This is a genomic window from Mesorhizobium sp. M0491, from assembly GCF_040321265.1.
In the GTDB taxonomy this organism is placed as follows: Bacteria; Pseudomonadota; Alphaproteobacteria; order Rhizobiales; family Rhizobiaceae; genus Mesorhizobium.
The window spans coordinates 89,838-104,080 of the sequence record NZ_JAMYRE010000021.1; the positions used below are offsets into that span (position 1 = coordinate 89,838).

The window sequence follows — 14,243 nt, forward strand, 5'->3', positions numbered from 1 at the left end:
CGGGCCATGAAGGACGAGCGGAGCCTGTTGCGTCAGCCGTTCCCACGCCAAAGAGGCGCAAACAGGTTCGCTAGGGCCACATCATCGAAGGTGTCGCCGCTCCCGCGATCGACGTTGCGCCCTGACGGCGAGGGAGCAACTCTAGTTTGTTCTTCAATTTCCCATTTCCGTTCCTGCGCAACTTCACGGGCATTGCGGAGGACGGCCTCCGGTATCGAGGCACGCTTCGCAAGGCGCTCCAGCGTCTCAACATGCTCGTCGATCGTCGACTCGGAGTCTATCTGCTTCACCACCTCGCGAACATCGCGGAACTCGCGACCTATGGCATCGGTTAGGGCGTTCTGGATCCGCGGTCCGAGCCCATCCCGCCACTCCTCTTCAGCCTCAACAAGCCGCTCAAGATCTTCGGAATTGAGGGAGAAGTCCTCGATCAGCTCGACGGCGCCGTCCTCGATGATCTGTGCTATCGAGGCCGCCTCGTGCAGCATGCCATAATAGTCCGTGTCGCGAAGTTTGGTGATTATGGCGAGCAGATCGCCGCCGTCGCGCCAGCTGTCCCATCCCTGCACCGGGAATGACGCAAGTGCCTGGATCAGTTCGACGTATCGCGCATCACCGCAAGCGAACCACCAGTCGATTAAGAGCTCGATGCGATCTGTGTTTGAAAGACCGTCCGCACTGAAAGACACGCTGTATTTAGTCTCGACGCGCTTTTGCACTGGTAGGCTCAAGAACGCTTCAGCTACTCCGCGGAAGCTGGCTGCTAGCGCGGCCAGATCGACGGAGCCCGGCTGCTCATGAATGCCAAGACGTCGACTGTGCTGCCAAACTTGGCGGGCCCATTCCGTTCGCTTGGCGGCGCGTGCGGCAAGCTTGAGCAGTGTCAGATCATCCAGGTAGGCGGACAGGTAGTCCCTAACGGAAGGATTCACGAAGGAAACCGCGCTGCCGCGGATGCTGATGAAACCGCCTTCTAGGATTCTCAGCGAGTCCTCGAAATCTTTCGGGTCCTGGGATGCGCCGTAGTTCCGGGAAAGCTCGGCATGATAGGCATCGTAGGCCTCCCGCAGAACGTCGATTGTCTCCCCAAACTGGTCGCAGAAAAACAGCGTCATCAGCATATGTCGGCACGTTGTCGGGATATGCTTCCGAAATGGCAAGTCCCAGAGCTGGGTGGGGTTGTCCAGGGCAGCAAGGAACGTTGCCGGATAGCTAGTCGCGTCTTCATCGGCGATCCGGCTGCCCTCAGTCATGAGGGCGATCAGGCGCGGATTGTAGTTCTTATGATCGATGATCCGGGGCAGCTTGCCGCTTTCGATTAACGCATCGATATGAGTCTGTGGCGTGCCGGTAACCAACAGGTGGTTGTAGAGAATGCGCGCCTTGATCCGTCGCGTGTACACGCCGACATCAAGTAGATAGCGGCTGATATCCAGTTGCTTGTCCGCCAGATGTTCTGAATGGCGTTTAGCTTCCTCGAAAATCGGTGCCCGCGTGGTTAATATGAACCGCCCGTTCGGTGACTTCCGCACGCGCTTGATGAACCGCGCCAAGTCAGAGTCCATTCTTGAAAGGGCGCTCTTGTCGAGCGCTACGCGACCCAGGAAGTCATCAAAATAAAAGACCTGCTTGCGGGTGTCGTCGATGCCAACGAGACCGTCGTCGAGGCCGCGAATCGCCACCAAATCCCAACCTTCTGCCATATGGGCATAGACGAGCATCTCCGCCAGCGTGGTCTTCCCGACACCGGGTGGACCGCAGATGATCAGAACATGGTGCTGGTCGAGTTTGACTCGAGCGTCGTCGAAGCTGGGATTGGGTGCATAAACGCGGACCTTCTCCTCGATTTCCTCACGTGTCATCGCGTTGAAGCGATGTGAGGCCGCACGCAGGATACACTCCAGTACGGCGGTTCCGGACAACCATAGCTTCAGGTGGGATTTCTCAATATCCGGATATGCCCGGAGCAGGCCATTGAGGTCATGCGGACCGAATACGTCCGCCTCGCCAAGCAATGCAGGACCGATTATTCTCGCCAGTTCGGCCTTCGTCGTTGGCGTCAGCTTGCAAGATGTTGTCAGCACGTACCGTTGCGGTGCCAGCCGGTCAATGGAAGTGCGCTCGCGCGCCATCGTTCGTTTCAGGTCTGCAACTCGCGAGCCGGCATAGTGCTTCGCCTGCAGAATAATCTTTACCGGTCCAGAGGCGTGCCGGCCGTCGATGCCGCCATCAGGCCCTTGTGTGAACGCCTCGAAGCGCACCTGAAGCTCCCGGCCGATAAGATCCCGCGAAAGATCTTCGAAGTCAGCGCCGGAAAGTGCCGAAAAATCGTATGCCATTACGTCTACGCAACCCTCCTGTCGATAACCGGAAGAATTGACCCGATGCAGACATCGGCTCACTGGGCCGTTGATGCCCTCTTTGGCCGCGCTGCCCGCTAGGCCGCAATGGCGCGATCTTCCTCGTAGCTCAAAGCCTGCGGTGTAGCGACGGCATCGCCATCGAAATTGCGCGTGATCTCTATCGATATCAGACTGTCGCCCGGGAACGCTGGGCTTAATTCTAGGGTGAGATAGTCGAATAAAGCCCGCTCATGGACGGCGACGACCAATTGCCGGCCCATACCTTTGGAGAAGGTGCGTAGCAGCGCCGCAAATTGCGCAATGTGGACGTCGTCCATCGACTGGACCGGATCATCGAGGACCAGCCAAGGCATCCTCGATGGCACCGAAAGGTGGAGAGCGAGAAAAAGGGTGAGCGCTGCCGTGTTCAAATTGCCTTGACTCAACATCGCACCTGGCGAACCCGACGCCTTGCCGGAACGATGCAACGTCTCGAGCACGGCCTCGACCTTGCCGCTATCGCTTGCCGGCAATTTGAAAGTCGGCACAAACTGCTCGAACGGCGCAAGGCGCACGAACAGGTCACGCCAGACCGCGTTCAAAGAAGTGTTGAAAACCGCCTTGACGATGTCAGACCGCACCTTGTCGGCTGAATCGGCAATCTTCTTCGCATGGGCGCGGAAATCACCAATCTCAACGTCGGCCTTTTCGACGACGGTCAGGCGCGCAGCGATGAGGGCGTTCGCCGCTTTGAGGTCGGCGATTTGGTTGAGATCCTTGGCGTATAGTTCGAGCTCCGACAGCGCCCGGATCCGCAACGTAGTGACGCCTTCGGCAGCCACTATCTGTTGGGCGAGTACACGCTCTGCTTCCGCCAGCGCTGTCGTCACGCCGTCGAAGCTGTTTACCTGCCGCGCTGTAATCCGCGCAACCACCGTATCGATCTCGGGAAGGATCGACGTCGATAACTCGTCGCGCCGACGCGCCAATGAGACGGCGTCTCTCGCCGCGGCGGCGTTTGCGACGAGTATAGTGCCTTGAGCGGCATCGTCCGCCATGGCCTTCAGTTGCTGAACGGCGCTCGCCATTTGTGCACTCCGCACCGTCGAATCGGCCTGATTTTCGGCGCCCAATTGGCCGCCCTTGGCGCTCAACAAATCACGCTGCGCGACTGACAAGCGACTGCTTTCCTCGGCTCGTTCATTAGCGAGAGATTGCAGCCGGCCGGCCTCACTGGTCAGCGACGCGATCTTAGCGGCGATGTGAGCCGACAAGGGCCCCTGATCCAGTTCGCCAAAATTGCGATCGCACACCGGGCAGGTTTCGCCGGCGACGTGGGGGGCGATGCCCGCCAATGCGTTGGCAAGGGACTTCGCGTCTTCCACTCCCGCGGAGAGCGCCCGGTTGAGTTCCTCGATGCGCGCCGTCGCGCGCTGAATGATGGTCTCGAGGGCATTTCGCCGGTCGGTGGCGGTCTTGGCACTCGCGAGAAGGGTGGTGCATCGAGTCACCTCCGCCTCGGCGCGCCTTAGCGCCGCCGAGCGCGCCTCTTCCGGTCCATCATCGATGGAAAGCAGGTCGGCGAAGCTGGCCCCAAGCTCGGTCAGGACCGCTTCTAGGGCATGGCCTTTCCCCACGCGCCAAGTGGAGAGCGCTTCGGCCGCAGACTGCTCGGCGCGTTCCTTGCCGGCACGGTCGTGCGACGCGTCTTCGGCGGGCAAGTTGCGCCACTGCTCGGTCAGGGCTTTCAACTCGGAGCGAACGCGGCTGAGATCTACCAACATCCGATCCTCGTCGCGCGCGGTCTCGAGCACCCTGCGCAGGGCTTCAAGCTTAATAGCGCCAGTGACGACCAGCGGGGCCGTGGCAGGAATCTGGGCCAATGTCGCATTTAGCGTAGCAAGCCGCCTTGCCGATGCGTCCGTGACACTGGTGATCGACTGTACGTTCGCGCGGGTTTCATTTTGCAGAGACGCCCGCAATGTCTCGAGCTGGCGATACCCCGGTACAAGATTGCGGACCCGCGCGACGTTGAAGGCAGGATAGAGACCGTCGACCAGGGCATCGAGTGGATGGAGTCCGAGCAGCTCCTTCACAAACAAAGTAAGCGGTGATGTCGTGCCGGTCTTCTGGTCGTCGTAAATCTCGAGCAAGCGCCCAAGCGTTGCTTGGGGCAAGTAGCAGCGTTCCGAAAAAAACCGCGCGTCCGCCGCGTCGAGCAGCGCCGTCGGCTCGAATTTGATGTCGCTAAAATCCAATGACCCGCCAACATTGCCGCCGGGCTTATAGGCGCCCGTCGTAGTGAGCTCGATCGAACCGCCATCTGTTTCGAGCGTCGTCAGATAGCTCTGATAGCCATCGCCGTCAGAGGCGAGATGGGCGATCTTGCCGGTGAGCGCGAGCTCGAGGGCCGACAACACGCTCGTCTTGCCCATGCCGTTCGAACCATGGACGAGCACAACCTGAGCATCGAGCGGAATGACGACCTTGCCCCTCAGGCTGCGGAAATTCTCGATCACTAGTGTTTTAAGCCGCGGGACCGTCATTGCTCATCCTGATCGTCTTCGAGGACGGATTCGACCGGAGCCTGGATTGCCGAAGCGAGCATCTGCTCCACGGCCATCTTGCCAGCTGGCGCGGCTCTCAGCAGCTCCTCTAAGAATGGTCCCGCTGCGCTCGCAGGGATGCTGCTACGCAGATCACCTTCCCAGTCGACAAGGGTTTTGACGGGTGGAGGCTGGGCAAGTGGAAGCAGGACCGACAGCCAGTCGCGCACCGCGTCGACGGCTTTCGGACCGAAAGGCGCGCCGACCGGCAAGACGCGGCAGACGCGGCTGATCGAGTGGATCGTTTCGGGTGAGGCCTGGCCGGATGTGAGCACCGCCGTGACCGAACGCTTAGATTGGAGAACATCGAGAGCGCGGGTGAGCGACAACACCTTCCTGATGACGATATCGTCGGGCGTATCGCCTTTCAGCTCGATGACGATGACGAGATCGTTAGCCTTGTCCCCGGCGACCAGGGCGTGCGCGAAGTCGAAGGACAGTGAACCAACCTTCAGCGGCCGCGGCAGTTCCCGATATCCGCCTTCGCCAACCAGGATTTGAACGACGCTCTCGCTAGTTGTCATATCGCGACTTCCGAGCGAAAATTAGCCTGCAACTCGGCCAGGCTCCCCGCATCCATCAGCATCGACCCGAAAGCCAAGTAGCGCGGACCGATTTTTCCATCCCGCAAGTTGGCCTTGGGGCTGCGCTGCTGACGATTGCTCACCTTTCGCGAGCAGATCAGCACCACGTCCGCATCGTCCTCATCGAAGGCGCCGCAATCCATGAGGTTCGTGATGTTCTCGTCATTGGCAGCGAAAAAGACTCGCGCTGTCCCATTCGGAGATGTCAGCCGAAGCGCGCCCGAACGTGGATCGGTTGGATCGTCCACCGCCGCCGTCCATTCGGCCGCCTGGTCGCCAAGACCGATCAGCCCAAGCGCCGCCGCCGCCTCGCGCTGGCCCGTTGCCACAGTCCGCGGCATACCCTTCATTTGATGGGGCGGCTCATTGTCGATCGGAAAATACATGGGCGTGCCGTCTGGGCTGGTGCCATTCTGCATTTGATGGCGACCGCGCGCGAGCCCAGCGGCAATGCCGTTCGCCAAGCTTAGCCGGTCGGCATTACCCGCCTCCGCGACACGATCACGCAGCCGCTTGATTCCTGAAGCGACCGCGTCATGGGCCGCGGCATCCAGTGCTGGCGCGTGCACGTCGCTCGCCAAAGTCTGAAGCTTGGCGGCGAGCACCGTGAGCAACAAGCCGAGTAACAGCGGCTTTCCATAGGCCTGTACACAGGCAGCCTCGCAGATCGCCGCGCGGTTCTGCTCATATACGTCATTGCCATAGGCAATATTGAGTACATCTTTCTGGTCGGTTCCTAACTCCTGCGCCGAAAAGACGATCGGCGTTGGCTGGTCGGTCCATTTCCATCCCTGCTGCGCGCCGACCTGGCCAAAGAGATGCTGAATATTCTTGTCTTGGGCAGACATTCCGATCATCAACGTCCGCGACCGCTGCGCAAGCGCCTGAAGCTGGTCACGAACGATCTTGAAGGTCCCGTTGCTCATCCACCCAGTAATTTGCGCCGCCCTGGCCACGAGCAGCGGCCGATAATCGTCCTCCTGCGCGATCGCGCGCAACGCGCAGCCATGAAACTTGTAAAGCACGGCTGCCGCCGCCGGTCCGCGCAGATCCTCGCCAGTGACGGTGATCCGAAAAAAGGTCTCGGGATAGCCCAGTTTGCGCATCGCGGCTTCGAGCAGCCCGTCCCAGTTGGCCGTGGCAAGTTCGGTGACGACGCCCTCGAGCGCAAGCATGCCAATAGCGAGATGCTCAGCATCCGCGTCCTGGCTCGCAAAGGTGTTCACAAAATCGAGGCCGACCCACAGCAGATAATCGAACTTCTCGGTGCCTACCTCGACCGATAGGACATCGGCATATTGCTTCCAGAGTCGGCTAAGCACGCTCGGCAGGCACGGCCAGTTGATGGCAGGCTGGCTGAAATCGATCGCGGCCTTTTCCTCCGCGGATGGCGCTGCCATGCCGAGGACCTTTTCCAAGGCCTTGCGATAGGCACAATCCACGTCCGCCGTTGCATTGCCGCGCAGGAACTCGATCAGCTTGGCGAGCACGCCATCCAGACCGACCACGCGATCGCGGGAGATACCGGAACCGAGCCATAGCGCGTATCCGCCCTCAACGACGCCCTGGCTCAGACCAATGAACGTCCCGTCGAGCAGGTCAAGCGTTTCCTTCACTGATATCGTCGCAGCCGTCGGCAATGATCCCCCTCCGCTCCGCACCCCGAGGAGCGGCCCTTCGCCATGATCCAGCTGATCGAAAGCCCTCCCCTCCGACCGCCTCCTTTTGCGGCACCATGCCAGAACAATGCTGGAACATAAACCCACAACAGGCATAGTTACAGAGGTAACCCGGTCGTTTGCCAAATGTGACTGCTACCGTGACGATTATCAGCAGGAGGTCGCCAATGGCAGGCTCAGGCTACGTCCGCCTTTCGTGCCGCGGTCTAATGACGGCTCATGGCGCTCCTTGCTCGTTCCGATGGACGGGACGAACCGTACTTTCCAGCCCCTTCTGCGACCTTCCCGCGCGATGGATCGCTTGGGTCGCCAAATCTCATTTCGCGCTACACTTCACTTGTGAATTTGACAAACGGACCGATGATGTACCAAGGGGAATGCGATATAGGCAGGTGCGCGATCGCTGGCATAGCGGGGCGGTCGCGACGACGATAAGGAGCAGTCGCTATGCCGATAAAGCCGCCGCTTGATCCTGATGTCGCGGACGAGGCGCCCAAATCCCCGATGCTCACGGGCTATGACGAAGAACACTTTGTGACCTATCTGCGCTTGCTCGACGCAGCGGCGGAGGATGCCGATTGGCGCGAAGTGACGCGTGTCGTACTGCATATAGATCCTGACCGCGAACCGGACCGGGCACACAGAGCTTGGGAAACCCATCTGGCGCGGGCGCGCTGGATGACGACGACCGGATATCGGTATCTTTTTCAAGGCGGCGCGCCGCACTGACTTTGCAGGTCTTGACTAATCAACGCCCTGCAAGGCCATCTCAAGATCGCGCAAGCCGGCGGCGGCTTCCGATTTATTGGCCGCCTGCGCGGTGACCTTCGCGACCCGGCTGATTGCCTCCGCAAGCCTTGCCTGTGCTTCTGTGGATACTGCGTCGTTTCGCCCGGCGGCGCGTGTAACTGCAGCCAAGTCAGGCGTGTTCCGAGGTAGGGGCGGGCGACTGGTTGATGGTTTAGGGCTCGCTGCAACGTAGGTCGTCACGCTGATCTGACGCGCCGGCGGGGGAGGGCGTCTGCCGGCCTTGGCCGCGAAAACGACGCCTCGCGGCCGCGTCGATGCCGGCGCCGCTTCACTCGCCCGCGCAAACCGCGGCGGAACCAACATGTCGCCAAAACCAGCACTCGGTTTTGGTGCTGCTTTCCGGCCGGCATCCGGTTCTGTGTCCACCTTGGCGGCCGCCGCCTTGAAGACCGGAATCGGCATCCAGGCACGTTTCGACAGCTCAGTATCGGCAAAGTAGAAATTGCGCGTGCCAAAAATCGCATGCGAGCCGCGAGGAAGGATGATGCATTTGTTGCGGCTCATGGTGCGGATCTCGTCAGGGCGCATCAACGGTCGACGAACCTCCTTCACGTGAACAGTGCGCGCGTGATGCATGTCGAACATCGTCGCTTGCGTCTTGCTGACATCCTTCTGGACTTCCATGCGCTCGCCCAGGGTGTCGGAAATGTATTTCAGGTCTTCGGCGTCTTGCGCGCCGAAAAACACCTGGACACGTGCGGAGTTGACCAGCGTCTTACGGCCTTCCTCGCGATAGATGGTGTCCACCGACTTGAGCGACTGGACAAAGAACCAGGTCGGCACGCCATAGCCGCCGAGGATGGTAGCCGCTTCCATGACGTTTTCGAGTTTCCCGAGGTTCTGGAACTCGTCGAGCAGGATCAGGACGCGGTGCTCACCCCGCCCAGGCAGCTCTTTGGCCATAAAGTTCATCAGCTGCGTAATCAGGACGTTGAACAATGGCCCGATGGATCGGATTTGCTCGATGCGAAAGTCCAGATAGAGCGAGACCTTGTCCCGCTTGAGATTGCGGATGTCGAACGTGCTCTTGTCGGTGGCGCGCAAAAGCCGCTCGTTCATGAACGGGTTTAGGCCGGTTCTCACGCTGCCGAACAGGCCGGAAAACTGCTTGTCCGACATGTCGGCATAGCTGGCGAGCATCTGCAGCGTGTAGTCGGAAATTTCCCGCGCTTCCTCGTCGCGGAGTGCCTGAATCCATTCCAGGAACGGCCGATCGGCGCCATTCATGATGCGAAGCGCCTGGCGCAGCGTTCGCTGGCTGTCCTCGAGGCGGGGCGTTTCCATGACGTAGGAGATCACCCCGGCAAAAAGCATGCGACCGTCGTCGATCCAATAGGTTTCGCCTGCCGTCGGGCGGGGAAAGAGCGCGGCGGCGATGTTGCGGATGTCGATGTCGCGCTGGTCGGTGTCGAGGCTAATGAAATCGAGCGGATTATAACATTCCGTCTCGCCTTTTTCGTCGGCCGGCGAGAACCGAATGACCTTGGAAAAGGTCGAGCGATAACCCGCTGTCGCCTGATAGGTCTCGCCGCGCATGTCCAGCACGACAAGCGAATCCGCCCAGAGCAGGGCGTTTGGGATAATCAGCGCGGCGCCCTTGCCCGATCGCGGCGGCCCAACCACGAAGCCACCGACGTCGTCGCCATCAACCCATAGCTTTTTTCCGCCTACGAGCTTCGGCTTGGTCAAGTGCCTCTTGTTGGAACCGCGCTGGGTGAACGCGCCGATGACGTTCACGAGGCTGCCGCCAGCTCGGCCGATGAAGACGCCGCCGCGTTTCGTCAAACCGGCTCGATTGACTTCCGCCAAGCTAAGAAACCTGGCGTCATTCGATGCCTTGCGCGTCATCAGCACGGTCATGACAGCCAGCACCATCACGCCAATGAGCGCCAGGCCGGCCGCATAAAGCGCTTGCTGATAAAGGCCGAGAACGGCGACATTGGCGTAGGCGCGGCGCAGCGTGGCAAAAGGATCCCGGTCGAGATCCTGGATCAGGGCGAAGGAGCCCGTCTCGTACCAATGGACGCCTGCATAGGCGATGGCGAAAAAAACGACGCCCACGGCCAAGACCATCAGCGTCACGACTAATCCCTTGATGACCTGCACCATTACGCCCTCATTTGTCGCCTTCCAGGATCAGCCGAGGCGCTCGGCTTTTGTGAATTTGACCTCGCTCACCACCCGCCGTCCGGCATCCCGACGCGAGAGCTGGACGATGATCGGGATCACCTCTTTCAGGTAATCCATGATCTCTTCGCGAGAGAGCTTCACGCCGCCCTGCATGACCATTAGCGCCAGACGTTCATAGGCCGCGCGCGCCGAATTGGCGTGCACCGTGGTCAACGATCCGGGGTGTCCGGTGTTGATCGCTTGCAGAAAGGAAAACGCTTCCGCGCCGCGCAATTCGCCGAGCAGCAGTCGGTCCGGTCGCATACGCAACGACGCCTCGAGGAGGCTTTGCGCGTCGACCTTCGCCAGGCCTTGGTCGCCTTTGGAGGAGAGCAGGGCGACCGTATTCGGCGTGACGGGCTTCAGCTCGCGCGTATCCTCGATCGTGATGATCCGTTCGCTCGAAGGAATTAACTTTAGCAAGGCGTTCAAGAAGGTCGTCTTGCCGGTCGAAGTGCCGCCCGAAACAACGATCGACACGCGATTCTTGACCGCATGCTCCAGGAATTTCATCGGATCAGAGCCGCCGATCAGCTCAACCAGTTCCGTTTCCTCTTCCGACAAGCCGAGCTCATTGCCCATGCGCGTTTCTTCGAAGGCGCCGCGCTTGGCGTAGTCGTCGACGGTCATATCCATGATGACCTGCTTGCGGATCGAAATCGCGCCGCCGTCCGGTGCCGCCGGCGGCAGCACGAATTGAATGCGCTCGCCGCTGGGGAGTGCCGCCGACAGGATCGGCTTTTCTTCATTCACCTGTTGATTGGTCGAGCTGGCGACGAGTGTTGCGAGGTTGCGAATCCATTTCTCGGTCAGCCTGGCGTCAGCGATCCGCTCCATTTCCTTGGCGCCAAGCCGCTCGACAAAGATTTCGCCCGGCCTGTTGACGGAAAGCTCGGAAACATCGTCCTGCCGTAGCAGTTCGTGAAGCGGTTCCAGTTCCATTTCCAGAATGGGGAACTTGGCATAGGGGCTCGACGATGCGGCCGGCGAAGCGACGGCCGGGTGTTTGATCATGTTCATTTGGTCACCGGGGGTGCTGCCGGAAACCAATTGTCCTTCGGCGTCATGTAGAGGGGAACAGGGTCGATCGCGACACGCGGCTTGCCGCCGCGTTTCAGCCTCGCCAGCTCTTGCTGGACCGGATCGGCGTAGAGCTCCGAAAAATCGAGATCGCGCCGCACAAAAACGATCACTGACGTACCTTGGTCGACATAGATCGTCGGCGGGATGTTGCGCGAATCCTCGAAAGCCTCCTTGGCCAGTTCGGTCATTGTGCTTGCGGAGCGTTCGATCGCGATCTGTCGGGCTTCCTCTTCCGTCCTCTCCGGATCGATCGTGATCGTTGTCACCTCGCCGGTGATAGGATCGACACGGGTAATGGTCTCTTGGCGCCGGCCGCCGCTAGGGTCGGCGAGCGCCGAAAGGTATTCCGCCGCACCGCCAACGATCGACAGCACGATCGCCGAGCCGAAGCGCTCCAGCCAGTGCCGATCGACACGACCGGCCATGCCACCACGGCCAAGGCTGTCAGCGCCAGGCGAACCGATGTTGACCGACACGCCGTCGGACCGGATCATCCGGTTCCAGACGATAAAAACGCGCGTTTGGCCGCGAGCAATGCCGGACTTGTATTCGCCTGTCAGCCGCGACCCCTTCGGGATCAACACGCGGCGGCCGTCAAGCGAATAGACATCCTCGCGAACGATGGCCCGTACCATGCCGGGCAGGTCAGTGTTGATCGCCGTTTCAAGAAAACCGCGGATCATGGTGCCCTCGGCAATCAGGGCGTCCGTACGGTTGTTCTTTCTCGCCGTCGCCTTGGCGTTCCGACTGACCTCGGCCTGGGCGAGGAACGCCTTGTTGGGGTCCAGGTCTGCCCCGGGAACAGGAACGAGCTGCCCGTCGCCGGCGATCGCCGCGCCCGCTTCGCCCGCCGGGGCGTCCTGTTCGCCGTCGGTGACGATCTGGTTCGAACGAAGACGCTCCCACAGCGCCTTTTCTTCTTGCTCCTTGCGCTTGCGTGCCTCCTCCGCCAACCGGGCTTCTTCCTCCCGGCGACGGGCCTCTTCTTCGGCTAGCCGGCGGGCCTCGGCTTCGCGCATTTGCTGTTCAAGCAAACGGCGCTGCTCCTCGAGATCGACGCCTGGCGCGACCGTCTGGTCGACGTCGGCCGACTGTTGTGGCGGCGGTGTCTGAGGAGGCGGAATGACAATCTGGTCTTGCGGTGGCAATGCCGTCGCGGGCGTCGCCGGCTCGCGCGGCTGAAAAGTCGAGGTCTCGAAAGCTTCGTCCTCGTTCGATGTCGCGTTCCGGTCGGACGGCCCGCTCGGCCAATTGATATACAACAGGCCACCGGCCAGAAGCAGCCCGATGCCGGCTATGCCGAGTTTCGTGCCCAAACCTGCACTTCGCCGGGCAACGGGGCTACCACCGTCGAGCTCATGATAATCTATGTTCGACATCAGCGGCTCCTCTGATCGAACCGCCCGCGCTCGCTCTTCTTGTCGAGTTTCGACGGGCCATAAATGTCTCCAATCGGATCCGGCAAGCGCTGCGATGGGGATTGACGGTTGTACAGGCACAACGTCTTGTCGCCGGCCCGCAGGGTAAATTGCTGTGCAACCTTGTCGACGATCGTGTATTCGCCTTCGGTGCGCAGATTCACCAGGGACTCACTGCCTTTAGCCTCGACAACGAAGATCGCCGGCACGTCGCCCGTGAATTGCAGGAACATTTTCGTTCCGTCATCGAACACGACGCGCGGCTTGAGCGAGTCATCACCGCGATAGGCATAGTCGTAATTCAGCATCGACGGGTCGATGTTCTTTAGCGATGGATTGCGGACGCTTTCTTCGGCCTGGGCGAGGAGCCGCGCGTTCACGTCCTCGTCAGGGTACTTGAAGCGAACATGGAACGATGCCCGCAGGGACGGTTCGCGCGAGCCGACCAGGAGCAGAGAATAGACCCGCTTGTTGGTGACGATATTGACGTTAGTCTCGGCCTTTTCGACCAGCGGCTTGACGAACAGGATGCCCGATCCCTTCTTCGGGACGATCGACCAACCGATCGTGTCGCCGGCCGAAATCGTTTCGATTGCTTCCGTCGGGCTCAGCTGGATCATCGTCGAGACGCCGATCGCCGCCTGGACCGTCACGACATTGTCGTTGTTGAAGGTGACGTAGCGAATTCGGTTGTCGCGCGACAGCGCCGGGCCTGACAACGCAACGCAAAGTGCGGCCGACAACGCGACCGTTCTCAGCCGCCACCTCATTGGACCGTCCTGTCGGCCGGTGCGGCCTCGGGCAGCGATTCCTGGTCACGCCGGTATTCCGTGATCTGGAAGCCCAATGGATTGTCGAACCGATACTCGTTCTTGAGCGGCGTGCTGGTGTAGCGGAATTTGACGACCGCCACCCAGTGCTCACGCCGCGTCGTGTTCTGCCGTTTCTCTTCGGTCGAAAGGCGGACCGTTGCCGTCGTGCGATTCAGGAACGACACCGACTTCACCGTGACGCTGATGGTCGTGTCGGTCCCGAAGCGCTTGTCTTTGGAGTTCGGATTTGAGGGCGTGAATTCCCGCACGAGATCTTCGGCGGCTGCTCCGGTCGAATAGAGCTGCGCCAGATCGAAATTCGATTTGATCATGCGCGGGTCATAGGTCTCGCGCGCCCTGATATAGCGCACGATGTTCGCCGCCGTGACCGCTTCATCCTGGGCCAAGTCACCCGGTTTCAGGGCTCGCGCAATTTCGAGGTAGCCGGTCGTCTTGTCGACAGCGACCATATAGGGCTCGTATTGCTTGAGCGGAAAAAGCAGGACGAGCGCTACCAGTGAGAGAAGCGCCATGACGCCGAAGACCCCGGCCAGCAGCCAAGCGAATGTTCGTGACCGCCGTAAACGGCGATGGGTGTCGTCTTCCCACGATTTGCCTTGCTGGTAATAACGCTGGTCGACCAAGCCAGTTTCAGTCGGTTCGTTTGACACTTTAATTTAGCCTTGCTTTCAAACTCGCTTCTCGCCGCCGTCAGATCGCAAGCGATGACGAATTCGGCG

At 60.4% G+C, this 14,243-nt stretch carries 10 protein-coding genes; 1 reads left to right on the top strand and 9 read right to left on the bottom strand.

The window, feature by feature from the left end:
- Positions 1-32: 32 nt before the first annotated feature.
- From NKI69_RS24865 to NKI69_RS24880, 4 genes are all read right to left on the bottom strand, one after another.
- A complete protein-coding gene (locus NKI69_RS24865) occupies positions 33-2,339 on the bottom strand; it encodes an nSTAND3 domain-containing NTPase (RefSeq protein WP_352722734.1) in 2,307 nt (768 codons plus the stop codon).
- A gap of 98 nt (positions 2,340-2,437) precedes the next feature.
- A complete protein-coding gene (locus tag NKI69_RS24870) occupies positions 2,438-4,888 on the bottom strand; it encodes an AAA family ATPase (RefSeq protein WP_352722735.1) in 2,451 nt (816 codons plus the stop codon).
- On the bottom strand, positions 4,885-5,472 hold the full coding sequence (locus NKI69_RS24875; protein WP_352631210.1) for a hypothetical protein: 588 nt from the start codon (positions 5,470-5,472) through the stop codon (positions 4,885-4,887). The genes NKI69_RS24870 and NKI69_RS24875 overlap by 4 nt, the downstream gene beginning before the upstream one ends.
- Positions 5,469-7,172, bottom strand: coding sequence for an SIR2 family protein (locus NKI69_RS24880; RefSeq protein WP_352631208.1), 1,704 nt, complete (start codon positions 7,170-7,172; stop codon positions 5,469-5,471). Before NKI69_RS24880 ends, NKI69_RS24875 begins: the two co-directional genes overlap by 4 nt.
- A gap of 486 nt (positions 7,173-7,658) precedes the next feature.
- Between NKI69_RS24880 and NKI69_RS24885 the strand changes: the two genes are divergently transcribed.
- Complete coding sequence (locus tag NKI69_RS24885; RefSeq protein WP_352631206.1) at positions 7,659-7,940, top strand: DNA -binding domain-containing protein; 282 nt, start codon at positions 7,659-7,661, stop codon at positions 7,938-7,940.
- Between the two features lie 15 nt (positions 7,941-7,955).
- Here the strand turns inward: NKI69_RS24885 and NKI69_RS24890 are convergent, their stop codons facing one another.
- From NKI69_RS24890 to NKI69_RS24910, 5 genes are all read right to left on the bottom strand, one after another.
- Complete coding sequence (locus NKI69_RS24890; RefSeq protein ID WP_352722736.1) at positions 7,956-10,130, bottom strand: type IV secretory system conjugative DNA transfer family protein; 2,175 nt, start codon at positions 10,128-10,130, stop codon at positions 7,956-7,958.
- 27 nt (positions 10,131-10,157) lie between these two features.
- Complete coding sequence (virB11, locus tag NKI69_RS24895; RefSeq protein ID WP_502900198.1) at positions 10,158-11,132, bottom strand: P-type DNA transfer ATPase VirB11; 975 nt, start codon at positions 11,130-11,132, stop codon at positions 10,158-10,160.
- Positions 11,133-11,206: 74 nt separating this feature from the next.
- Positions 11,207-12,652, bottom strand: coding sequence for a type IV secretion system protein VirB10 (gene virB10 / locus NKI69_RS24900; protein WP_352722738.1), 1,446 nt, complete (start codon positions 12,650-12,652; stop codon positions 11,207-11,209).
- Entirely contained in the window at positions 12,652-13,461 is an 810-nt protein-coding gene (locus NKI69_RS24905; protein WP_352722739.1) for a TrbG/VirB9 family P-type conjugative transfer protein, read from the bottom strand. Before NKI69_RS24905 ends, virB10 begins: the two co-directional genes overlap by 1 nt.
- Positions 13,458-14,147 (bottom strand): VirB8 family type IV secretion system protein, encoded by a 690-nt coding sequence (locus tag NKI69_RS24910; RefSeq protein WP_352631196.1) that lies wholly within the window; start codon positions 14,145-14,147, stop codon positions 13,458-13,460. The genes NKI69_RS24905 and NKI69_RS24910 overlap by 4 nt, the downstream gene beginning before the upstream one ends.
- Positions 14,148-14,243: the final 96 nt, after the last annotated feature.

Bases quoted from the DNA above. Each gene is read 5' to 3' on its own strand.
- NKI69_RS24865 (WP_352722734.1), bottom strand. From the start codon at position 2,339: ATGGCATACGATTTTTCGGCACTTTCCGGCGCTGACTTCGAAGATCTT.
- NKI69_RS24870 (WP_352722735.1), bottom strand. From the start codon at position 4,888: ATGACGGTCCCGCGGCTTAAAACACTAGTGATCGAGAATTTCCGCAGC.
- NKI69_RS24875 (WP_352631210.1), bottom strand. From the start codon at position 5,472: ATGACAACTAGCGAGAGCGTCGTTCAAATCCTGGTTGGCGAAGGCGGA.
- NKI69_RS24885 (WP_352631206.1), top strand. From the start codon at position 7,659: ATGCCGATAAAGCCGCCGCTTGATCCTGATGTCGCGGACGAGGCGCCC.
- NKI69_RS24890 (WP_352722736.1), bottom strand. From the start codon at position 10,130: ATGGTGCAGGTCATCAAGGGATTAGTCGTGACGCTGATGGTCTTGGCC.
- virB11 (WP_502900198.1), bottom strand. From the start codon at position 11,132: ATGGAACTGGAACCGCTTCACGAACTGCTACGGCAGGACGATGTTTCC.
- virB10 (WP_352722738.1), bottom strand. From the start codon at position 12,652: ATGTCGAACATAGATTATCATGAGCTCGACGGTGGTAGCCCCGTTGCC.
- NKI69_RS24905 (WP_352722739.1), bottom strand. From the start codon at position 13,461: ATGAGGTGGCGGCTGAGAACGGTCGCGTTGTCGGCCGCACTTTGCGTT.